Here is a 21,995-nt window from a genome sequence, read left to right on the forward strand (position 1 = left end):
CTCAGCGGGTGTGACGGCGGGCCCGCAGGGCCAGGCTCAGGGCGAGCACCGACTGCGGGTCGTCCGGATCGGTGCCGAGCAGCTCGCCGATGCGCGCCAGCCGGTTGTAGAGCGTCTGCCGGTTCAGGTGCAGCTCACGCGCCGCCTCCGCCTTGCGGCCCGCGTGCGCGACGTACGCCTCCAGGGTCGGCAGCAGCGCGGGGCGCGAGGTCCGGTCGTGTTCGAGCAGCGGTCCGATCGCCCGATCCACGAAGGACGCCAGGTCCGGATGGTCCCGCAGCCGCCACAGCAGCAGGTCGATGTCCAGGCGGCGCGCGTCGTACCAGGGGCGTTCCCCGAGCCCCTGCGCGGCCGTCGCCGCCTCCGCCGCGTGCCGCAGCCCAGCGCCCGCCGCCGTCCAGCCGCCCGCGGCCCCGACCACCACGACGGCCGGCGTACGGTCCCCGGGCCCCTCCAGGCCCGCACGCGCGGCCCCGGCCCGAAGTGCCCCCGCCACCCGGTCCGCGAGGGCCGCGCGCGTGGTCCCCGGGCGCAGCGCCAGCAACAGCGGAACCCGTCCCTCCACCGGCCGTACCCCCACGAGCACCGGGGCGCCGACCGCCGCGAGTTCCTCCACCACGGCCCGTGCCAGCAGCGCCCAGCTGCCCGAGGGCGCAGACCCGGGGGCGAGCCGCATCACCACCGGCAGCAGCGGATCGCCGCCCGGCCTGAACCCGAGCACCCCGGCCTGCGCGGGGGCGTCCCCGGGAGCGATCCGGCCCTCGGCGAGATCCGTGAGGAAGTCACCGCGTCCCCGCGCCGCGACCTCCTCCTCCTGGCGGGCCTGCATCAGCACGACCGCGAGGATGCCCGCCGCCCGCTCGGCCGCCATCCGGTGGACCGTCACCAGCGGGCCCGACACCGCGAGCAGGACCAGCCGGGCCCGCACGGAACCGGTCCCGTGCCCGCCTCCCGGAACCTCCACCAGGACGGCGTCGGCCGGGGGAGCCGCGCGTGCCGCGCGTGCCGCACGCAGGCCCTCCCAGACCTGAAGCGGATCGGCGCCGGCCGGCGCGGTCCCGCTGCCCGCGGCGAACAGCAGCCGGCCGTCGGGAGTCTCCAGGAAGACCGGGTTCGCGGCGAAGTCCGCCAGGATCCCCAGGACCTGCGGCACCCCGCCGCCGCCCAGTACCGCCTGAGTGCACCGCCGGTGCACCTCCTCCGCCCGCCGCAGCAGGGCGTAGTGGCCGTTGACGATCTCGGTGTGGATCTCCTCGGTCACCGCCACGAACGGCACCTCGCGGTGCAGCTGGACGAGCGGCAGCCCCGCCGTCCGCGCCGCGTCCACGATCGCCGCCGGCAGCCGGCTGAAGCGCGGGCCGAGCTCCACGACCAGGGCGGCGATGTCGCGGTCCGCCAGCCTGCGGACGAAGGCGCGCTGGTCGGCGGGGCGTGACCCGAGGCCGAGCCCCGTCGTGAGCAGCAGTTCCCCGCCCTTGAGGAGGGCGGGGAGGTTCGGGGCCTCACCCGCGTGCACCCAGCGCACCGTACGGTCCAGGCGTTCCGCGCAGGTCAGCACCTCGGGGAGCCCGCCGCGCAGCCCCGGCAGCTCCAACGCCCGCCGCACGGTGATCCCGCCCTCTGTCTCCACCGGATCCCGCCTCGTGCTTCCACTCGTGCGCCCGCGCGCCCGTCCCGTCGAGGGGCGCGAACGGCCCCGGTCAGGAAGCTACCCGGCCCGCCGGACCCCGTCACACCATGGCCACCGCCGGCTTGACGTTGTGATTGAGGTGGAACACGTTGTCCGGGTCGAACCGGGCCTTCACGCGCGACAGTCGCTCGTAGGCGTCCTCGCCGAACCCTGCCATGACCCGCTCCTGCCCTTCCCGGCCGATGAAGTTGAGGTACACGGCGCCGTTCGCCCACGGCATCATCGCGGAGCGCACCCCGCGCACCCACTGCCTGACCCGTTCGTCGTCCGCCTCGCTCTCCCAGACGCCGAAGGGGTGCACGGCCCAGGGGGAGGAGCGCCAGGGCAGCGGATAGTCGGCCGGCCCCCGCGCCACCGCGCCGCCCATGGGGAACAGCACATGCTGTGTGTTCGTGGGCACGGGCAGAGTGCCGGCGCTCCCGCAGAAGGCCGCCACCGCCTCGTCGGGGAAACCGTTCAGGTACTCGGCCGACCAGTGGTTCCGCATGCCCGGCGGGTCGTCGAGCAGGCACTGCAGGTCCGCGTAGGGAATCGTGTCGACGACCTCCGCCTCGGACTTCAGCGCCAGCAGAGGCGCCGCCACGTCACGGGCCTGCGCCTCCGTGCCGGCGAAGGTGATCAGGGCCGCGCACACGAGGTGGCCCACCAGCGCCTCGGGCACCCACTCCTCGGGCGGCCCGGTGATGTAGATGCAGGCGCCGCCCGCCTCGTCGGGGGCGCGCTCCATCACATCGCGGTACGTCCCGACCACTTCGGGGCCGTCCTCCGGGCGGAAGAGCAGCATCACCATGCTCATCGCCGGCAGGTCGTGGAGCCGCAGCGTCAGCGAGGTGACCACGCCGAAATTGCCGCCGCCGCCGTGCAGGGCCCAGAAGAGCTCGGGGTTCTCGTCGGCGCTCGCACGCACGGTGCCGCCGTCCGCGGTCACCACGTCGGCGGCCAGCAGATTGTCGCAGGCCAGCCCGAACTTGCGCTCCAGCCACCCCGAGCCGCCGCCCAGGGTGAAGCCTCCGACACCGGTGGTGGAGACCCGCCCGCCCGTGGTGGCCAGGGAATGCGGCTGGGTCGCCCGGTCCAGGTCGCTCATCACGGCACCGCCGCCGACGCGGACCGACCGGGCGTCCCGGTCGACGTCCACCCCGCTCATCCTGCGCAGGTCGATCACCAGGCCCCCCTCGCTCAGGGCCATGCCCGCGACGCTGTGACCGCCCCCGCGCACCGCGACCTCCAGTTCCCGGTCACGGGCGAGGGCGAGCGCCCGCGCGACGTCCGCCCGGGTGGCGCACTGCGCCACCACCGCGGGTCTGCGGTCGATCATGCCGTTGAAGACGGTACGGGCCTCGTCGTAGCCCGGGTCGCCGGGAGCGTGGACCTCACCGGCGAAATCGGAGCGGAGGCCGGTCAGAGCGGCATCCGGGAGAGACGTTCGGGGCGTCATGCTGTGCCCCCTTCGCAGGGCGTGACAGGACTCTTCCATCGTAGGTCCGGCCGTGGACATCGGCCGTTCCGCAGAGCCCTGTCACGTCCTCACGGATCAGCCTGCGTACGCCCCGCTGGCCGTCAGCCGCAGTGCCGTGTCGATCAGCGGCACGTGGCTGAACGCCTGCGGGAAGTTACCCACCTGGCGCTGGAGCCTCGAGTCCCACTCCTCGGCCAGCAGACCGAGGTCGTTGCGGAGGGACAGCAGCTTCTCGAAGAGCCGACGGGCCTCGTCGACCCGGCCGATCATCGCCAGGTCGTCCGCCAGCCAGAACGAGCAGGCCAGGAATGCGCCCTCGTCACCCTCCAGGCCGTCGACGCCCGCGTCGTCGCCCTCGGTGGGATAGCGCAGGACGAACCCGTCCTCCGTGGACAGCTCCCGCTGGATCGCCTCGATCGTGCCGATGACGCGCTTGTCGTCGGGCGGCAGGAAGCCCATCTGCGGGATCAGCAGCAGGGACGCGTCCAGTTCCTTCGACCCGTAGGACTGGGTGAAGGTGTTGCGCTCCGGGTCGTAGCCCCGCTCGCAGACGTCACGGTGGATGTCGTCCCGGAGCTGGTACCAGCGCTCCAGAGGGCCCTCCGCGTCGCCCGACTCGATCAGCTTGATGGTGCGGTCCACCGCGACCCAGGCCATCACCTTGGAGTGCACGAAGTGCCGGCGCGGCCCGCGTACCTCCCAGATGCCCTCGTCCGGCTCCTCCCAGTGCTTCTCCAGGTACTCGATCAGCTTGAGCTGGAGGCCCATCGCGTAGTCGTTGCGGGTGAGGCCCGTCATGTGCGCGAGGTGCAGCGCCTCGGTGACCTCGCCGTACACGTCGAGCTGGAGCTGGTTCGCCGCGCCGTTGCCGACCCGGACGGGGCTCGAGTTCTCGTAGCCGGGCAGCCAGTCCAGCTCCGCCTCGCCGAGCTCCCGCTCTCCCGCGATGCCGTACATGATCTGCAGGTTCTCCGGGTCGCCCGCGACGGCCCGCAGCAGCCACTCGCGCCAGGCGCGGGCCTCCTCGCGGTACCCGGTGCGCAGCAGGGAGGAGAGCGTGATCGCCGCGTCCCGCAGCCAGGTGTAGCGGTAGTCCCAGTTCCGCGAGCCGCCGATGTCCTCGGGCAGGGAGGTGGTCGGGGCCGCCACGATGCCGCCGGTCGGCGCGTAGGTGAGCGCCTTCAGCGTGATCAGCGAGCGGACGACGGCCTCCCGGTAGGGGCCGTGGTACGTGCACTGGTCGACCCACTCGCGCCAGAAGTTCTCGGTCGCCTCCAGGGACGACTCGGGTTCCGGCACACCGGGCGGCTCGTGGTGCGAGGGCTGCCAGCTGATGGTGAACGCGATCCGGTCGCCGGGGGACACGGTGAAGTCGGAGTACGTGGTCAGGTTCTGGCCGTACGTCTCCGCCTCCGTGTCCAGCCACACCGAGTCGGGGCCCGCGACCGCGACCGTACGGCCGTCGACCTTGTGCACCCAGGGAGTGACCCGTCCGTAGCTGAAACGCATCCGGAGTTCGGAGCGCATCGGGACCCGCCCGCTCACGCCCTCCACGATGCGGATGAGCTGGGGGGCACCGTCACGCGGCGGCATGAAATCGGTCACACGGACCGTGCCCCGGGCGGTGTCCCACTCCGATTCCAGGACGAGCGAGTCGCCGCGGTAGCGGCGCCGGTCCGCCGACGGGGGCTCGGCCCCCTCGGGACGGGCGGGTCCCAGCCGCCAGAAACCGTTCTCCTCGGTCCCGAGAAGTCCGGCGAAAATCGCGTGGGAATCGAAGCGTGGGAGGCACAGCCAGTCCGCTGTGCCGTCCCGGCAGACCAGGGCTGCGGTCTGCATGTCTCCGATGAGTGCGTAATCCTCGATGCGCCCGGCCACGTGCGTCTCCAGTCGAACGGCCATGTCGCCCCGCAGGGCGCTTACTGCTGGTCAAGGGGTCGTTGTAGTAGAACCGACGAGCTCTTGCGCGGGTGAGCGGGCTGGGGTGGAGCCGCTGGGCCGGCCAACTCGGCAGCGAGTGTCCGAGCAGGATACGACGCACCTGGAAGATCCGCGCGACTGTCCACCGGTTGTCCTCAGCCTGTCATCAGCGAATGGGTGGGAGCTGAAACGGACGTGATGATCTTGTGGTGAGAGCGGAGGAGTCATGGCCGGAAGCGGCCTCCCCAGGTCGCTGTTACCCTGGTAGCCCGTGGACCGGTGGTCGTCCCCACAGTGGACGAGGCCCCCGAACCGCAGCGACGGCGCCTGCTGGATTCCTCCGCACGGCATGCCGGTACGCACCTCATGATCGCGACCACGGGAGCCCCCTTTGGCTATGCAGCCCACATCCACGACGACCAAGCACATCTTCGTCACCGGGGGTGTCGCCTCCTCCCTCGGCAAGGGTCTGACTGCCTCCAGCCTGGGTGCCCTGCTCAAGGCACGTGGCCTGCGGGTCACGATGCAGAAGCTCGACCCCTATCTGAACGTCGACCCCGGCACGATGAACCCCTTCCAGCACGGTGAGGTGTTCGTCACCAACGACGGCGCCGAGACCGACCTGGACATCGGCCACTACGAGCGCTTCCTCGACGTCGACCTCGACGGTTCGGCCAACGTCACGACCGGCCAGGTCTACAACACGGTGATCGCCAAGGAGCGCCGCGGCGAGTACCTCGGCGACACCGTCCAGGTCATCCCGCACATCACCAACGAGATCAAGCACCGCATCCGCCGCATGGCGACCGACGACGTCGACGTGGTCATCACCGAGGTCGGCGGCACGGTCGGCGACATCGAGTCGCTCCCCTTCCTGGAGACGGTCCGCCAGGTCCGCCACGAGGTCGGCCGCGACAACGTCTTCGTCGTGCACATCTCGCTGCTGCCCTACATCGGCCCCTCCGGCGAGCTGAAGACCAAGCCCACCCAGCACTCGGTCGCCGCCCTTCGCAACATCGGCATCCAGCCGGACGCCATCGTGCTGCGCGCCGACCGCGACGTCCCGACCGCCATCAAGCGCAAGATCTCGCTGATGTGCGACGTCGACGAGACCGCCGTGGTGGCCTGCAAGGACGCCCGGTCGATCTACGACATCCCCAAGGTGCTGCACACCGAGGGCCTGGACGCCTACGTCGTCCGCAAGCTCGACCTGCCGTTCCGCGACGTCGACTGGACGACCTGGGACGACCTGCTGGACCGGGTCCACAACCCCGACCACGAGGTCACCGTCGCCCTGGTCGGCAAGTACATCGACCTGCCCGACGCCTACCTCTCGGTCACCGAGGCCATCCGCGCCGGCGGCTTCGCCAACAAGGCCCGCGTCAAGGTCAAGTGGGTCGCCTCCGACGACTGCAAGACCCCGGCCGGCGCGCAGAGGCAGCTCGGTGACGTCGACGCCGTCTGCATCCCCGGCGGCTTCGGCGAGCGCGGTGTGATCGGCAAGGTCGGCGCCATCCAGTACGCCCGCGAGAACAAGGTGCCGCTGCTCGGCCTCTGCCTCGGCCTGCAGTGCATCGTCATCGAGGCCGCGCGCAACCTGGCCGGCATCCCCGACGCGAACTCCACCGAGTTCGACGCCGCCACGGGCCACCCCGTCATCTCGACGATGGAGGAGCAGCTCGCGTACGTCGAGGGCGCCGGTGACCTGGGCGGCACCATGCGGCTCGGCCTGTACCCGGCGAAGCTCGCCGAGGGCTCCCTGGTCCGCGAGGCCTACGCGGGCGAGCCGTACGTCGAGGAGCGCCACCGCCACCGCTACGAGGTCAACAACGGCTACCGCGCGGAGCTGGAGAAGAAGGCCGGACTGGTCTTCTCCGGCACCTCCCCGGACAACAAGCTCGTCGAGTACGTCGAGTACCCGCGTGAGGCCCACCCCTACCTGGTCGCCACCCAGGCGCACCCGGAACTGCGCTCCCGTCCGACCCGCCCGCACCCGCTCTTCGCCGGCCTGGTGAAGGCCGCGGTGGAGCGCAAGGTCGCGGCGCACGGGACGGGCGCCGACGCGTAAGGCGATACGGTTGACCGGGGTACGGATCCTTGACGGGATGCGTGCCCCGGTTTCTGTTTGTTCGTGGGAGGACGTACATGGGTTTCCAGGACACGCCCGAGGAGTGGCAGGTCACCGCGACGGTGACCCCCTTCACCGGTAACAAGACCAGCGTCCGCACCGACGACGTCGTGATGCCCGACGGCAGCGTCCACGGCCGCGACTACCAGGTGCACCCCGGTTCGGTGGCCGTGCTCGCGCTCGACTCGGACGGCCGTGTCCTCGTCCTGCGGCAGTACCGGCACCCGGTGCGCCACAAGCTGTGGGAGATCCCGGCGGGGCTGCTCGACATCCCCGGCGAGAACCCGCTGCACGCGGCCCAGCGGGAGCTCTACGAGGAGGCCCACGTCAAGGCCGAGGACTGGCGGGTGCTGACGGACGTCTACACCTCGCCCGGCGGCTGCGACGAAGCCGTGCGCGTCTTCCTCGCCCGGGACCTCTCCGAGGCCGAGGGCGAGCGCTTCGCCGTGGCCGAGGAGGAGGCCGACATGGAGCAGGCGCGGGTCCCCCTGGAGGAGCTCGTACGGGGCGTGCTCGCCGGCGATCTGCACAACAACTGCCTGGTCGTGGGCGTCCTGTCACTCACCGCGGTGCTCGCGGGCGACGGCGTGGACTCGCTGCGCCCGGCCGGGGCGCCGTGGCCGGCCCGCCCGTTCGAGGCCTGATCCCTCCGGCCGGTCCGGCCCCGACGTCCCGGCACCGGTACCGACGGGACGGGCCGGTACCGGTATGTAAGGACGCCGATCGTACGAAAAGCTGATCCGATCGGGGGATGTCTCCGCCGCGCTCGGCCGTGATCGTCCACACCACTGAACTACGCTCGAAAGGCCCCGACCGGACTTCCGGCGGGCAACCGCGTGCAGCGAAGTGGAGCGTGGCCCGTGACCGATCAGGCGGTGGACACCAAAGGCCCGGCCGGAGTGGCGGGGACGGCGGGAGCCGAGGGACCGCCGGATGTGACTCCACCTCAGTTCTTCGGCCGCGAACGCGAGTTGAGGGCCCTCAAGGAGGACATCGAGCGAGCGGGCCTGGACACCCTGGCCGGCCGCAAAGCAGCCCGCGCCCGGGTCCTCCTGATCGCCGGACGGCCCGGATCCGGACGCACCGCGCTCGCCGCCGAACTCGCCCGGCGGCTCCGGGAACCCGGCGACTACCCCGACGGCGTCTTCCGGGTCTCGCTCACGGAACCCGGAGGCGCCCGCGTCCCGGGCGAGCGCACCGCGCGCGCCCTCCTGGACCTGCTGTCCGTCACCGCCCCGCCCGGCGCCGACGAGGACCAGCTGTCCGAGATGGTCCGCGAGGCGTTCGCCGTACGCCGCGCCCTGATCCTGCTCGACGACGCGGTGGACGCCGAACAGGTCGACCCGCTGCTGCCCGACAACCCGGACTGCCTCGTCGTCGCCACCGCCACCGGACCTCTCACCGGAATCCCCGGCGTCCGCCCGTGCACCATCGGCGGGCTCGACGCGGGCTCCGCCGTGGAGCTGCTCGCCCGCACCATCGGCCAGGTCCGGATCACGGTCGATCCACGGACCGCCGAGTCCCTCACGGAGGAGTGCGGGGGGCAGCCCGCCGCACTGACCCTGGTCGCGGGCTGGCTCGCCGCCCGGCCCGGCACTTCGGTCGCCGACGTCACCAAGCAGCTGCGTGACCAGTCCGACGACCCCGAACTACCGTCCGGCGACAGGTCGTTGGCCCGCGCCTTCCGGCTGGTCCACGAGTCGCTCCCACCGGCCGCCGCCGGGATACTGCGGCTGCTCGCGCTCGCCCCCGCCGGTCTGGCCGACGCCCACACCGCCTCCGCGCTGGCCGGATGCTCGGTCTCGGCCGCCCGGACGACCCTGGACGACTTCGTCCGCTTCGGGCTGCTCAGGACGAACGGCGCCGAGCTGCCGCAGTACGAGGTGCCCGGCTGCCTCGCACCGCTGGTGCGCGCCCTGCTGGAGGAGCGGGAGCGGCCCGCCGAGATCCAGCTGGCCCGGGCCAGGATGCTGGAGCGGACCGTGCGCCGGCTCCAGGCCTGCCGCGCGGTCACCGACCCCGAGGACTCACCGGCCCGCCGCAGGCTCGCCGGGCTGCCCAGCTCGCTGCGTTTCCCCGATCCCGAGTCCGCCGCCGAGTGGCTCCGCGCCCACGAGCCGGCGCTGCTGGCCTCCGCCGCTGTCGCGGTGCGCGACGGTGACCTGGACACCCTCGCCCGTCGGCTGGTGGCCGCGCTCGTCCGTGCCCTCGCCGTGCACCGGGGTACGGAGGAGGCCGCTCCCGTGCTCTACGGGCTGCACGGGCTGGTCCTCGATGTCGCGGAGCGCCGCGATCTGCCCCGGGAGAAGGCCGCCGCCCTGCTCAACCTCGCAGATCTGGACGCCAGGACCGGCCGCACGCGGGAGGCACTGGCCCGCTACCGGGCAGCGCTGGACGCCGGACGCGCGGCGAACGACCTCTACGCGACCGGCAGGGCGATGGAGTCCGCGGGCGGCGCGTACGCCGAACTGGGGGACTTCAGCCGGGCCTCGGACTGGTACGGCCGCGCGCTCGCGCAGCGGCTCGGCCAGAGGGAGCGGGCCGACGAGGCGCGGCTGTACGGCCGGCTGGGCGCCGTCCACACCTATGCCGGACGATACGGCGAGGCCCTGCGCAACTGGCGGGCGGCGGCGGCGGGCCACCGCAGGCTCGGGGACGTCCCGGCCCAGGCGCGTGCGCTCAGTGAGGCGGCGCGGGTGCAGGAGTACGCGGGCCGGCCGCAGGAGTCGCTGTACACCTGCCGCGAGGCGGTGGACCTGGCGCGCAGGGCGGGTGACCTGCGTCTCCAGGCCGCACTGGAGCTCAGGCTCGCCGACACCCTGGACCGGCTGGGGGACCCCGCCGCCGCCCGGCTCCACAGGGCGGCGGCCGACAGGCTGCTGGGCGAAGAGGCGCAGGCCAGCGAACAGGAAGAGTCAGACCTGCGAAATCCGTAGTGCTTCGACGAAAACTTAATGCTTTGTAAGGCTGGACAGTGAGAAGTCCTTCATTAATGATGGCTCTGCCGCACATCCCCGCGGTGTCTCCCTTTATGCTTGGTACATGCGGGTATCACCCGTTATGCCCGAGCGACTCTCCAAGTCAAGGACCGTGATCGACGTGAAGGTCGGCATCCCCCGCGAAGTCAAGAACAACGAGTTCCGGGTGGCGATCACCCCTGCCGGAGTGCATGAGCTGGTCCGTCACGGCCACCAGGTCCTCGTCGAGCAGCACGCCGGCGAGGGCTCCTCCATCCCGGACGCGGAGTACGTCGCCGCCGGCGCGCTGATCCTGCCGACCGCGGACGAGGTCTGGGCCGCCGCCGACCTGCTGCTCAAGGTCAAGGAGCCGGTCGCCGAGGAGTACCACCGCCTCCGCAAGGGCCAGACGCTCTTCACCTACCTGCACCTCGCCGCCTCCCGTGAGTGCACGGACGCCCTGCTCGAGTCCGGCACGACCGCCATCGCGTACGAGACCGTCGAGACCGCGACCCGCGCCCTGCCGCTGCTCGCCCCGATGTCCGAGGTCGCGGGCCGCCTCGCCCCGCAGGTCGGCGCCTACCACCTGATGCGCTCGGTCGGCGGGCGCGGTGTGCTCCCCGGCGGTGTCCCCGGCACGGGGTCGGCCAGGGCCGTCGTCATCGGCGGCGGGGTCTCCGGCTGGAACGCCACGCAGATCGCCGTCGGGCTCGGCTTCCACGTCACGCTGCTCGACAAGGACATCAACAAGCTGCGTGAGGCCGACAAGGTCTTCGGCACGAAGGTGCGGACGGTCGTCTCCAACGCCCTCGAGCTCGAGAAGGCCGTCGTCGAGGCCGACCTCGTCGTGGGCGCCGTGCTGATCCCGGGCGCGAAGGCGCCGAAGCTGGTCACCAACGAGCTCGTCGCCCGGATGAAGCCCGGGAGTGTTCTTGTCGACATTGCGATCGACCAGGGAGGCTGCTTCGAGGACTCGTATCCGACGACGCACGCCGAGCCGACCTTCACGGTGCACAACTCGGTCTTCTACTGCGTCGCGAACATGCCGGGCGCCGTGCCGAACACCTCCACCTACGCGCTCACCAACGCCACGCTGCCCTACATCCTGGAGCTCGCGAACCGTGGCTGGGCCGATGCCCTGCGCCGCGACGCCGCGCTCGCCAAGGGGCTCAACACCCATGACGGCCAGGTGGTTTACCGCGGGGTGGCCGAGGCGCACGGTCTCGACCACGTCGAACTGACCACGCTTCTCGGCTGAGTGGTCAACCCTCTCCGTCAACCCCATGCGTGCGGCCGGACCTTGCCCAGCAAGGTCCGGCCGCACGCATGAGAGGCTTCGGTTCGACTCGCCGGAGACGTGACCCTCGACCCGTTTTGCACCCCCGCGAAAGGTGCGCCCCGGGCGCTCCGTGCTCTTGACAGAGGGGCGTTCGATTGCCGACACAACGGGCCGGGTCCGGCGGATTGTGTTGCTGCGAACCGGTGACACGCCATAGAGTCGCCAATCGTCGGCATGGTGCCACGCTGACCTATCGATAAGTTTCCTGGTCACATCCAAGGAGGTAAGACGACTTGTGAATGAGTCGACATTTACTCCCGGGGGTGGTCAACCGGGGATGCCTGCACGGGGTCTGAGCCCGATCGGGCTCGAAGCTGTCGGCTCCGTCGCGGTCCGCACCTTCGCCACCCAACAGCACATGACGACAGCCCCCCAGATGATGGACGGCCTACACGTGAACGCCATGGCCGGCAACGAAAGTGGCCGAGATACCGCCCACTTCGCCGACTTCGCCGAGGTGCCCGAAGGGCACTTCTACGACCCCGATGCCGAATACGAGCCCGATCCGGAGTACGCGGCCACGCTCGCGCCCGACGCCGCCCGCCAGCGCCGCGAGCGGATCGGCCCGACCGGCCGGCCGCTGCCGTACTTCCCGATCCCCGGTCCGCTGACCGAACACGGCCCCGCGAAGATCATCGCGATGTGCAACCAGAAGGGCGGCGTCGGCAAGACCACGTCGACCATCAACCTGGGCGCCGCACTCGCGGAGTACGGCCGGCGCGTCCTGCTCGTCGACTTCGACCCGCAGGGAGCCCTGTCCGTCGGCCTCGGGGTCAACCCGATGGAGCTCGACCTCACCGTCTACAACCTGCTCATGGAGCGGGGCATGGCGGCCGACGAGGTCCTGCTGAAGACGGCCGTGCCCAACATGGACCTGCTCCCCAGCAACATCGACCTCTCGGCCGCCGAGGTGCAGCTGGTGAGCGAGGTGGCCCGGGAGTCGACGCTGCAGCGCGCACTCAAGCCGCTGATGGCCGACTACGACTACATCGTGATCGACTGTCAGCCCTCGCTCGGGCTGCTCACCGTGAACGCCCTGACGGCGGCTCACAAGGTGATAGTCCCGCTCGAGTGCGAGTTCTTCGCGCTGCGGGGCGTGGCGCTGCTCACCGAGACCATCGAGAAGGTCCAGGAGAGGCTCAACCCCGAGCTGGAACTGGACGGGATCCTCGCCACCATGTACGACTCCCGCACGGTGCACAGCCGTGAGGTGCTCGCACGTGTCGTCGAGGCGTTCGACGACCACGTCTACCACACGGTCATCGGCCGTACCGTGCGTTTCCCGGAGACCACGGTCGCCGGCGAGCCCATCACCACGTACGCGTCGAACTCGGTCGGTGCCGCCGCCTATCGCCAGCTCGCCAGGGAGGTGCTCGCCCGGTGTCACGCCGAGTGAGTCTGCCGGGGGCCGACGAGCTGTTCCGCACCACTGGGGGCATGGGCCTGCAGGCCTCGTCCTCCGCCGAGAGGCGACGCAAGGCGAACGGCGAGGCGCGGGTCCCCGCACCGGCCGCAGGAAATGATTCGGCGGAGGACGCGGGCGGCCAGGGCGGCGCACCGTCCGGCGGTGACACACCCGCCGCGGCGTCAGGCGAGGAGCACTCCGCGGCGGACGCCGACGGCGGTGGCTCGCGCAGCCGCACCGACGGGGACGACCGCGGTACCGCCGCACCGCCCCGGGCCCGCACCGCACCGCCGCAGGAGGCGGCTCCCACCGCCCAGCCTCAGCGCGGTCGCGGGGGAGGGCGGGGAGCGAACCGCCGGCCCAGCGGCCGGGAACGCCACGACGAGAAGATCACCGTCTACGTCTCGGCCGAGGAACTGATGGACCTCGAGCACGCGCGCCTCGTGCTGCGCGGTGAGCACGGACTGGCCGTCGACCGCGGGCGCATCGTCCGGGAAGCGGTCGCCGTGGTGCTGGCCGACCTGGAGTCGCGCGGCGACGCGAGCATCCTCGTACGCAGGCTGCGGGGCCGCTGAGCGGTGCGTCGCCGGTAGCCTGCCGGGGGAGGGCCGCCGGACGGAGGCCCCGCCCCGGGGCCCACGGCCCGCCTCCCGCCGCACCCCTGGACCCCAGCACATGCCGACTGCCGACGACACGCCCCGCCCGACCCGCCGTGCCCTCGGCCGAGGGCCGGGGGCACGGCACGGGGCGTCTCCCGCGACGTCCGCGGACGCCACTGCGGCTCCGTACGCGCCCCGGGAGGCCACGGAGGCCCCGCAGGGCCCCGCCGGGCCCGCCGGAGACCTCACGGAGGCGGGAGCGGACACGGTCCCGCCCGCGCGGGCGGAGGCCCCCCGCGAGGCCGCCCCCCGAGCCGTGCCGGTGGCGGCCGGCGGCGGACCCGACACCGTTCCCGGACCGTCCGACACGGCGGCCGCCGACGAGCGGCGGTTCACCGTGCGCCTGGTGAACTTCGAGGGCCCCTTCGACCTGCTGCTCCAGCTGATCTCCCGGCACAAGCTCGATGTGACCGAGGTCGCGCTGTCGAAGGTCACCGACGAGTTCATGGCGTACATCCGCGCGATGGGACCGGACTGGGACCTCGACCAGACCACCGAGTTCCTCGTCGTCGCCGCCACCCTTCTCGACCTGAAGGCCGCCCGGCTGCTGCCCACCGCCGAGGTGGAGGACGAGGCGGACCTGGCCCTCCTGGAGGCGCGGGACCTGCTCTTCGCGCGACTCCTGCAGTACCGCGCGTACAAGCGGATCGCGGAGATCTTCAGTGACCGGCTCGAGTCCGAGTCGCGGCGCCATCCCCGCACCGTGGGGCTGGAGCCGCAGCACGCCGAGCTGCTGCCCGAGGTCGTTATCAGCATCGGCCCCGAGGGATTCGCCCGGCTCGCCGTGAAGGCGATGCAGCCGAAGCCCGAGCCGCAGGTGTACGTCGACCACATCCACGCGCCGCTGGTCAGCGTGCGCGAGCAGGCGGAGATCGTGGTGGCCCGCCTGCGGGCGGAGGGCGAGATCAGCTTCCGGGCGCTCACGCAGGACGCGCGGGACACCCTCACGGTCGTGGCCCGCTTCCTGGCGCTCCTGGAGCTCTACCGGGAGAAGGCGGTCGCGCTCGACCAGGAGGAGGCGCTCGGTGACCTCCTGGTGCGCTGGGCCGGGGGCGAGGGGGCCGAACCGGTGGTCACCGACGAGTTCGACCAAGAGGTGCGCGAGCCACAGGAGGACGTACAGGCATGAGCACGGACGACGAAGGACGCGGCGCCCGGGTTGCCGGGCTCGACCTCAAGCCCGCGCTGGAGGCGGTCCTCATGGTCGTCGACGAGCCCGCCACCGAGGAACACCTCGCCAAGGTCCTCCAGCGGCCCCGCAGGGCCGTGGCGGACGCCCTGCGGGAACTGGCCGACGAGTACACCCTCCAGCGCCGTGGATTCGACCTGAGGCCGGTCGCCGGGGGCTGGCGCTTCTACACCCGTCCGGAGTACGCGGACGCGGTCGAGGGCTTCGTCCTGGACGGCCAGCCCGCCCGGCTCACGCAGGCGGCGCTGGAGACCCTCGCGGTGGTCGCGTACCGCCAGCCGGTCAGCCGGTCGAGGGTCTCGGCGGTACGCGGAGTGAACTGCGACGGCGTCATGCGGACCCTGCTCCAGAGGGGTCTGGTAGGGGAGGCGGGCGCGGAACCCGAAACAGGTGCGATCCTGTACAGGACGACGAACTACTTTCTGGAGCGCATGGGCCTGCGAGGCCTGGACGAGCTCCCGGAGCTCGCGCCCTTCCTCCCGGAGGCGGACGCGATCGAGGCTGAGACGCTAGAGGGTGTGCCGTCGTTCGATCCGGACGCACCGGACACCCCGGATACTCACGCAGACGACAAGACGGATTTTTGATGCGAAGCAGTGGCAGGAACAGCGGAAGCGGCAGCGGCGGCAACAGCGGCGGCGGCAGGAGCGGCGGCGGGAAGAGCGGCGGCGGCTCCTGGAGCGGCAACAGGAACAACACCGGCACCGGCAGGAACAGCAACCCGAACCCCCGGGTCTCCGGCTCCGGGCGTGACGACCAGCAGGAGCAGCGCCCCCGTCGGCCCCGCCCCGAGGAGCGCCGCTACGACGTCGGCTCCGACAAGCCGGGCGGCGACGGCGGTCCCCGCAAGGGTCGCGGCGCGGCCGCACGCGGCGGGGCCAAGGGTGGCCCCAAGCCCGCACAGAACGTGAGCAAGGGCGGCCGTCGCCAGGGCGCGCCCGCCCGTCCGCGGGAGCTCGACGCCAAGATCGAGCAGCGCAACCGCGACCGGTACGCCGACAAGCCCGAGATCAGGACGCCCAAGACCCACCCGGGTGCCGAGCAGGAGGGCGAGCGGCTGCAGAAGATCCTCGCCCGGGCCGGCATGGGCTCGCGGCGGGCGTGCGAGGAGCTCATCGAGCAGGCCAGGGTCGAGGTCAACGGCGAGATCGTCCTGGAGCAGGGCAGGCGCGTCGACCCGCACAAGGACGAGATCAAGGTCGACGGCCTGACCGTCGCGACCCAGTCGCACCTCTTCTTCGCGCTGAACAAGCCGGCCGGCGTCGTCTCCACCATGGGCGACCCGGACGGCCGCCAGAACCTCGGTGACTACGTGAACAACCGCGAGACGCGGCTGTTCCACGTCGGGCGGCTCGACACCGAGACCGAGGGGATCATCCTCCTCACCAACCACGGTGAGCTGGCCCACCGCCTGACGCACCCCAAGTACGGCGTGAAGAAGACCTACCTGGCAGCCATCCAGGGACCGCTGCCGCGCGACCTCGGCAAGCGGCTCAAGGACGGTATCCAGCTGGAGGACGGGTACGCCCGTGCCGACCACTTCCGGGTCGTCGAGAACACCGGCAAGAACTACCTGGTCGAGGTCACGCTCCACGAGGGCCGCAAGCACATCGTCCGCCGGATGCTGGCCGAGGCGGGCTTCCCGGTGGAGCGCCTCGTGCGGACGTCCTTCGGGCCGATCCCGCTGGGCGACCAGAAGTCGGGCTGGCTGCGCCGCCTGACCAACACCGAGGTCGGCATGCTGATGCGCGAGGTCGGTCTGTAGCCGCCCCCGCACCGAACGGCCCGCGGCCGGTTCCTGGTTCATCTTTTCGAACAGGAACCGGCCGCGGGCCTTTTGCATCCGCCGATTCTTCTTTATAGTCATAGTGACCATTAAGAAGGAGAGGGCGGCGTGACGCTCGCGGACATACTCGATCCCCTGCAGCAGCCACTGGTGACGGTCCTGGACACCCCGGTCAGCTGGACCGAGGTGCTGGGCTTCGGCAGCGGCGCACTGTGCGTCTGGCTCGTGGCCCGCCAGCACCTCGCCAACTGGCCGATCGGCATCGCCAACAACCTGTTCTTCATCCTGCTGTTCGCCCAGTCCGGTCTGTACGCCGACGCCGGCCTGCAGATCGTCTTCATCTCCCTCGCCGCGTACGGCTGGTGGACCTGGACCCACGGGGGTGGACCAGGGACATCCGTCCTGCCGGTGCGGAGCACCACCCGCACCGAATGGGCCTGGCTGCTCGCGGCGGGGGCGGTGGGGACCCTCGGCCTCACGCTGCTCCTGTCCCGGGCCACGGATTCGACCGTGCCGTTCTGGGACGCCCTGACCACCTCGCTGTCGCTCATGGCGACGTACGGCCAGTGCCGCAAGCGCGTCGAGTCCTGGTGGCTGTGGATCGCCGCCGACATCGTGTACATCCCGCTGTACGCGTACAAGGAGCTCTATCTGACCTCCCTGCTGTACGCCGGGTTCCTCATGCTCTGCATCGTCGGACTGCGCAGCTGGAACCGGGACCTCGCCCCGGCCCGGCGCGAGGAGGCGGTGATGCCGGCATGAGGCGCCACGGCCACGGACTGGTCCTCGGCAAGTTCTATCCGCCGCACGCCGGACACCACCACCTCGTCCGCACCGCGCGGGACCGCTGCGAGAAGCTCACCGTCCTGGTCTGCGCCGCCTCCGTGGAATCCGTCCCGCTCGCCGACCGGGTCGCCTGGATGAGGGAGGCCCACCCCGACGTCAGGGTCGTGGGCGCCGTCGACGACATCCCCATGGACCTGAACGACGCCGCGGTCTGGGACGCGCACATGGAGGTCTTCACCGCCGCCGTGCCGGAACGGGTCGACGCCGTCTTCACCTCGGAGTCCTACGGAGAGGAACTGGCCCGCCGCTTCGGTGCCCGATCCGTCCTCGTGGACCCCGGCCGCACCCTCTTCCCCGTCTCCGGCACCGCGGTCCGCGCCGACCCCGCCGGCTGCTGGGATTTCCTGGAGCCGCCCGTCCGTGCCGCGTTCGCCAGGCGGATCGTCGTCCTCGGAGCCGAGTCCACCGGCACCACGACACTGGCCCGCGCCCTGGCCGACCACTACCGCGGGCGCGGCGGCGTATGGGCGCGGACACAGTACGTCGCCGAGTACGGGCGGGAGTTCAGCGAAGCGAAGCTCGCCGCCCTGCGCGGCCGGTGGCCCGGGGCCCAGTGGGAGGACGTCACCTTCACCACCGACGACTTCCCCCTCATCGCGGAGACCCAGAACGCCAGGGAGGAGGCCGCGGCGCGGGCCGGATCCCCGGTGCTCTTCTGCGACACCGACTCCTTCGCCACCACCGTCTGGCACGAGCGCTACATCGGAGGGCGCAATCCGCTCGTCGAGGAGGCCGCGGGCCGGGCCACCCACCACCTCTGGCTGCTCACCGACCACGAGGGAGTCGCCTTCGAGGACGACGGGCTGCGTGATGGCGAGGAGCTGCGGCCCTGGATGACGGAACGCTTCCGAGCCGAACTCACCCGTACGGGGCGTCAGTTCATCGAGGTCACCGGCTCCCGGGGTGAGCGCCTGACCAAGGCCGTCGCTGCTGTGGACGAAGTCGTGGCCAAGGGCTGGCACTTCACCGCGCCCCTTCCGGAGCGACGATGAGCACCGCCCCCGAGGGGTACGACCCCCACGCCTTCGTCCCCTTCGCCGTCACCGTCGACCTCGCCGTCTTCACCGTCCGAGAGGCACGGCTCCACGTCCTGCTGGTGGAACGCGGCCAGGCCCCCTACAAGGGGAGCTGGGCGCTGCCCGGAGGTTTCGTCCTGCCCCGGGAATCCGCCGAGGAGGCGGCCCGCCGTGAGCTCGCCGAGGAGACCGGCCTCACGAGGACGTCCGTGCGCGCCTTCCACCTCGAACAGTTGCGCACCTACACCGATCCGGACCGCGACCCCAGGATGCGGGTCGTCTCCGTCGCGTACGCCGCGCTCGTGCCCGACCTCCCCGAACCCCGGGGCGGCGGGGACGCCGCCCACGCGCAGTGGTGGGACGCGGGCGCCACCGGGCCGCTCGCCTTCGACCACGACCGCATCCTGGCCGACGCGCACGACCGGATCGGCGCGAGGCTCGAGTACTCCTGCCTGGCCACCGCGTTCTGTCCCGCCGAGTTCACCCTCGGAGAGCTCCAGCAGGTCTACGAGACCGTCTGGGGCGTAGAGCTGGACCGGCCCAACTTCCGGCGCAAGGTCCTCACCACGCCCGGCTTCGTCAAGGCCGTGGACGGACCCCCGCGCCGCACCGGCGGCCGGGGGAAACCGGCCGCTCTCTACCGGGCGGGTGCCGCTACCGCCCTGCACCCGCCATTGCTGCGCCCGGAAGGACGCCCTGAAGGACGGACACCATGATTCCGACAAGGATTCTCACCAAGCAGGCGGCCACAGGCACGCTGACCGGGCTCGCGCTCGGCGACGCGCTGGGCTTCCCCACCGAGTTCAACAACGTCCCCGCGATCCTCGCGAAGTGCGGGCCCTGGCGTCAGATGCGACTGCCGAAGCCCGCCTTCGTCACCGACGACACCCAGATGACGCTCGCGCTGGGCCAGGGCATCCGCACCGCCATGGACCGGGGCCTGCTCACCCCGGAGCGCCTGGTGGGCCCGGTCCGGGAGGAGTTCGTCCGGTGGTACCGCTCCCCGGACAACAACCGTGCGCCCGGCCGCACCTGTATGACCGCGTGCCGCATGCTCGAGGAGGAGCGGCCCTGGCAGGAGGCCAGCCAGACCGGCTCCAAGGGCTGCGGCGCCAACATGCGGGTCGCACCCGTCGGTCTCGTACCGGGCCTGAGCGAGGAACAGCGTTCCGGCGCCTCCCAGCTCCAGGCCGCGCTGACCCACGGCCACCCCACCGCACTGGCCGCCTCCGACCTGATGGCCCGCGCCGTGTTCCTGCTGGCGCAGGGGGCCGAACCGATGGGCCTGGTCGGTCAACTGCGCAGCTACGCCTACGAGAACGCCGACCGCTACCCGGTGCGCTGGCTCGGTGACCTCTGGCGGTACGCCGGCGACGCCTCGCCGGAGGCGTTCATCCGGCGCGGCTGGGACGAGTGCCTGGCCGCACTGGAGAACGTCCAGGACGCCTTGCGCAGCCCCTCTCCGGAGACCGACCCGTGCGAGCGCACGGGCGACGGCTGGGTCGCCGAGGAGGCCCTCGCCACTGCCCTGCACTGCTTCCTGCTCTTCCCCGGGGAACCGGTCACCGCCCTGCGCCGGGCAGCCTGCACACGGGGCGACTCCGACTCGCTGGCCTGCCTCACGGGCGCCCTGGCGGGAGCGCACCTGGGCACGGGCGCCTGGCCGAAGGAATGGTCGGAGCGCATCGAGTATCGCAGCGACCTGCTGTCGCTCGCCGCGCTCTGGGACGCTTGACCCATGCACAGCGACACGGCGCTCCTGCGCCGGGCCGGACTGCCGGTCACCGACCTGACCCCGATACTCGCCGAGGAGCCCTGCCCGCTCCTGTTCGCCTCTACACGTTCCGTGCCCTGCTCACCGGCATCCGCCTGATGCGCGGCGGACCGCTCACCGCTCATCTGCCGACGCTGCTGGGGGAGGTGACCGGACCGTCCTTCCTGCCCGCGCTGATCGAGGTGAAGGCCGAGGCGGAGCACGGAGCGGCGGACACGGTGGACCATGCCGTGGCGGCGCGGGACGTGCAGGCGCTGCACGATGTCCTCGACGACGCGCAGGCGAGCTCCCGGCTGCCCGAGACGCCCTCAGGGTTCGACGCGCTGCACGACCTCGTCGTCCGGGCCCGGTCCGACGGCCGGCGGGGAACAGGCCCGGGCGCGTAGGAGTTCACCCGTCATGGCTGTCATCCACAGAACCACCATGGAACCGGGCAAGTTGCAGCTCCTCGCCGCCTGGCTCCCCACCCGGCCCTGGTACGCGGGGCCGGGTGCACCGGAGCTGGCGCGTGCCGGGGGGTTCAGGCTCGACGACCCCGAGGGCGAGGTCGGGATGGAGTTCATGGTCGTCACCGACACCTCCGGCGACGCCCCCGTCGCCTACCACGTCCCGGTCACCTACCGGGGGGCACCGCTCGAGGGAGCCGAGGAGGCGCTCGTCGGGACGTCCGAACACGGGGTGCTCGGGCGGCGCTGGGTGTACGACGGTGCGCACGACCCTGTCCTGGTCGCCCAGTTGCTCGCGCTGCTCCACGGGCAGGCCGTGCCGCAGGCCCAGAGCCTGAGCGACACCCCCGATCCGTCCGTCGGCGTCGGTCGGGTCCCGGCCGGACTCGTGGCGGTGGCCGCGTCCGCCACCGCCCTGGACGGGAAGCACGGCACCGACATCGTGCTGGACACGGCGGCGGGTGAGGGGGGCCAGGCGCCGCTGACCCTCGCGGTGCGACGCGTCCTGCGGGCGGAGGACTCCGGGGCCGACGGCGACGACGCGGATGTGCTGGGACACGTCACCGCCGGGTGGAGTCCGCCGGAAGGGGAGGAGATCCGCAGCCGGTTCGCCGTCCTGGCCCGCGGACCACGCTGAACCGGTTCCCCGGGACCGCCGCCGTCGCGGCGGCGGTTCAGCTGCTCGTCCCGCCCGCCGCCGACGCCCGCCGGGTCCGCACCAGGAAGGCCTCCACGCGTTCCCGGTCCGGCCCCGGCGGCAGCGGGGTGCGCGAGGCCGCCTCGTCGTTCTCCTCGGCCAGGCGCGTCATGCGGCGCTCCACCTCGGCCCACGGGACCTCGCCGCGCTTCACCGCCAGCAGATCCTCGCGCGCGTCCCCGACCTCGATCCGCAGCTCGCCCGTCCTCAGCAGGTCCCGGCCGGACGTCAGCAGACGCAGCAGGTGCATGGCGTGCTTCCAGCGCGGGGCGCCGTGCACACGGACGTCGGCCTCCAGCTTCCGCCGCTGGCCCAGCGCGTACCGTACGAACGTTCCGTGGGCCCGCTGGGACAGGAAGGCCCCGCGCAGGCCGAGGAGCTCACGGCCCGTGGCGTCGACCCGTTCCACCAGCGGCGAGTGCAGGCACTCCAGCACATTGGGGTTCGCGCGCAGAGCCAGCTCGCAGAAGCGTTCCAACTCCCAGGAGAACTGCTCGTCCGCCGGCCCCTCCACGTGGGCCGGCGGTTTCGTGAAGCCCCAGAACAGCGGGGTCGGTGCCAGGAACACCCCGCGCCGGTCCGTGTCGCTGCTGTCCGTGGCCAGCCCGAAGGCGCGGGAGCCCATCACACAGGAGTAGACGGTGTGGTCCCGCACGAGCAGCGCGCCGTCAGGGGTGATCATGC

19 protein-coding genes and 1 pseudogene are annotated in these 21,995 nt (G+C 71.9%); 16 read left to right on the forward strand and 4 right to left on the reverse strand.

Annotation, left to right across the window (positions count from 1 at the left end; all coding sequences use genetic code 11):
• Position 1: 1 nt before the first annotated feature.
• The 3 genes from JOC24_RS27095 to JOC24_RS27105 form a co-directional block, all read right to left on the reverse strand.
• A complete protein-coding gene (locus tag JOC24_RS27095; RefSeq protein ID WP_205023029.1) occupies positions 2 to 1,630 on the reverse strand; it encodes a PucR family transcriptional regulator in 1,629 nt (542 codons plus the stop codon).
• Positions 1,631 to 1,730: 100 nt separating this feature from the next.
• Positions 1,731 to 3,128 carry an FAD-binding oxidoreductase gene (locus JOC24_RS27100; RefSeq protein ID WP_205023030.1) on the reverse strand — a complete coding sequence of 466 codons (1,398 nt, stop codon included), beginning with the start codon at positions 3,126 to 3,128 and terminating at the stop codon, positions 1,731 to 1,733.
• 96 nt (positions 3,129 to 3,224) lie between these two features.
• Positions 3,225 to 5,027 (reverse strand): glycoside hydrolase family 15 protein, encoded by a 1,803-nt coding sequence (locus JOC24_RS27105; protein WP_205023155.1) that lies wholly within the window; start codon positions 5,025 to 5,027, stop codon positions 3,225 to 3,227.
• 439 nt (positions 5,028 to 5,466) lie between these two features.
• Between JOC24_RS27105 and JOC24_RS27110 the strand changes: the two genes are divergently transcribed.
• The 16 genes and pseudogenes from JOC24_RS27110 (at position 5,467) to JOC24_RS27180 (ending at position 21,251) form a co-directional block, all read left to right on the forward strand.
• The gene (locus JOC24_RS27110; RefSeq protein ID WP_205023031.1) at positions 5,467 to 7,137 is read left to right on the forward strand and encodes a CTP synthase; all 1,671 of its coding nucleotides are present in this window, start codon (positions 5,467 to 5,469) and stop codon (positions 7,135 to 7,137) included.
• A 77-nt stretch (positions 7,138 to 7,214) separates the two neighbouring features.
• The gene (locus tag JOC24_RS27115) at positions 7,215 to 7,841 is read left to right on the forward strand and encodes an NUDIX domain-containing protein (protein WP_205023032.1); all 627 of its coding nucleotides are present in this window, start codon (positions 7,215 to 7,217) and stop codon (positions 7,839 to 7,841) included.
• 216 nt (positions 7,842 to 8,057) lie between these two features.
• Positions 8,058 to 10,133 (forward strand): tetratricopeptide repeat protein, encoded by a 2,076-nt coding sequence (locus JOC24_RS27120; protein WP_205023033.1) that lies wholly within the window; start codon positions 8,058 to 8,060, stop codon positions 10,131 to 10,133.
• Between the two features lie 163 nt (positions 10,134 to 10,296).
• Positions 10,297 to 11,412: an alanine dehydrogenase gene (ald, locus tag JOC24_RS27125; RefSeq protein WP_205023156.1), complete on the forward strand. Its 1,116-nt coding sequence runs from the start codon at positions 10,297 to 10,299 to the stop codon at positions 11,410 to 11,412.
• A 358-nt stretch (positions 11,413 to 11,770) separates the two neighbouring features.
• A complete protein-coding gene (locus JOC24_RS27130; protein WP_205023034.1) occupies positions 11,771 to 12,889 on the forward strand; it encodes a ParA family protein in 1,119 nt (372 codons plus the stop codon).
• Positions 12,874 to 13,473, forward strand: coding sequence for a hypothetical protein (locus JOC24_RS27135; RefSeq protein WP_307792763.1), 600 nt, complete (start codon positions 12,874 to 12,876; stop codon positions 13,471 to 13,473). The genes JOC24_RS27130 and JOC24_RS27135 overlap by 16 nt, the downstream gene beginning before the upstream one ends.
• Positions 13,474 to 13,573: 100 nt before the next feature.
• Complete coding sequence (locus tag JOC24_RS27140; protein ID WP_205023035.1) at positions 13,574 to 14,686, forward strand: segregation and condensation protein A; 1,113 nt, start codon at positions 13,574 to 13,576, stop codon at positions 14,684 to 14,686.
• Complete coding sequence (gene scpB / locus JOC24_RS27145) at positions 14,683 to 15,333, forward strand: SMC-Scp complex subunit ScpB (protein ID WP_205023036.1); 651 nt, start codon at positions 14,683 to 14,685, stop codon at positions 15,331 to 15,333. Before JOC24_RS27140 ends, scpB begins: the two co-directional genes overlap by 4 nt.
• A complete protein-coding gene (locus JOC24_RS27150) occupies positions 15,333 to 16,511 on the forward strand; it encodes a pseudouridine synthase (RefSeq protein WP_205023037.1) in 1,179 nt (392 codons plus the stop codon). The genes scpB and JOC24_RS27150 overlap by 1 nt, the downstream gene beginning before the upstream one ends.
• Before the next feature lie 129 nt (positions 16,512 to 16,640).
• Entirely contained in the window at positions 16,641 to 17,294 is a 654-nt protein-coding gene (pnuC, locus tag JOC24_RS27155; RefSeq protein WP_205023038.1) for a nicotinamide riboside transporter PnuC, read from the forward strand.
• Positions 17,291 to 18,370, forward strand: coding sequence for an AAA family ATPase (locus tag JOC24_RS27160; protein ID WP_205023039.1), 1,080 nt, complete (start codon positions 17,291 to 17,293; stop codon positions 18,368 to 18,370). Before pnuC ends, JOC24_RS27160 begins: the two co-directional genes overlap by 4 nt.
• Positions 18,367 to 19,110 carry an NUDIX hydrolase gene (locus JOC24_RS27165; protein WP_205023040.1) on the forward strand — a complete coding sequence of 248 codons (744 nt, stop codon included), beginning with the start codon at positions 18,367 to 18,369 and terminating at the stop codon, positions 19,108 to 19,110. Before JOC24_RS27160 ends, JOC24_RS27165 begins: the two co-directional genes overlap by 4 nt.
• Positions 19,107 to 20,129: an ADP-ribosylglycohydrolase family protein gene (locus JOC24_RS27170; RefSeq protein WP_205023041.1), complete on the forward strand. Its 1,023-nt coding sequence runs from the start codon at positions 19,107 to 19,109 to the stop codon at positions 20,127 to 20,129. Before JOC24_RS27165 ends, JOC24_RS27170 begins: the two co-directional genes overlap by 4 nt.
• A gap of 3 nt (positions 20,130 to 20,132) precedes the next feature.
• Positions 20,133 to 20,267, forward strand: a complete 135-nt coding sequence (locus JOC24_RS33875) for a hypothetical protein (RefSeq protein ID WP_275588613.1) — start codon at positions 20,133 to 20,135, stop codon at positions 20,265 to 20,267.
• Positions 20,228 to 20,554: pseudogene (locus JOC24_RS27175) on the forward strand (nucleotidyltransferase domain-containing protein); the annotation flags it as partial. The gene JOC24_RS33875 and the pseudogene JOC24_RS27175, both read left to right, overlap by 40 nt.
• 13 nt (positions 20,555 to 20,567) lie before the next feature.
• Entirely contained in the window at positions 20,568 to 21,251 is a 684-nt protein-coding gene (locus JOC24_RS27180; RefSeq protein WP_205023042.1) for a maltokinase N-terminal cap-like domain-containing protein, read from the forward strand.
• Positions 21,252 to 21,288: 37 nt separating this feature from the next.
• Here JOC24_RS27180 and JOC24_RS27185 read toward each other — a convergent pair whose 3' ends face one another.
• Positions 21,289 to 21,993, reverse strand: a complete 705-nt coding sequence (locus JOC24_RS27185; RefSeq protein WP_205023043.1) for a nucleotidyltransferase domain-containing protein — start codon at positions 21,991 to 21,993, stop codon at positions 21,289 to 21,291.
• Positions 21,994 to 21,995 lie beyond the last annotated feature (2 nt).

The organism is Streptomyces sp. HB132, from assembly GCF_016909575.1.
Classification (GTDB): domain Bacteria; phylum Actinomycetota; class Actinomycetes; order Streptomycetales; family Streptomycetaceae; genus Streptomyces.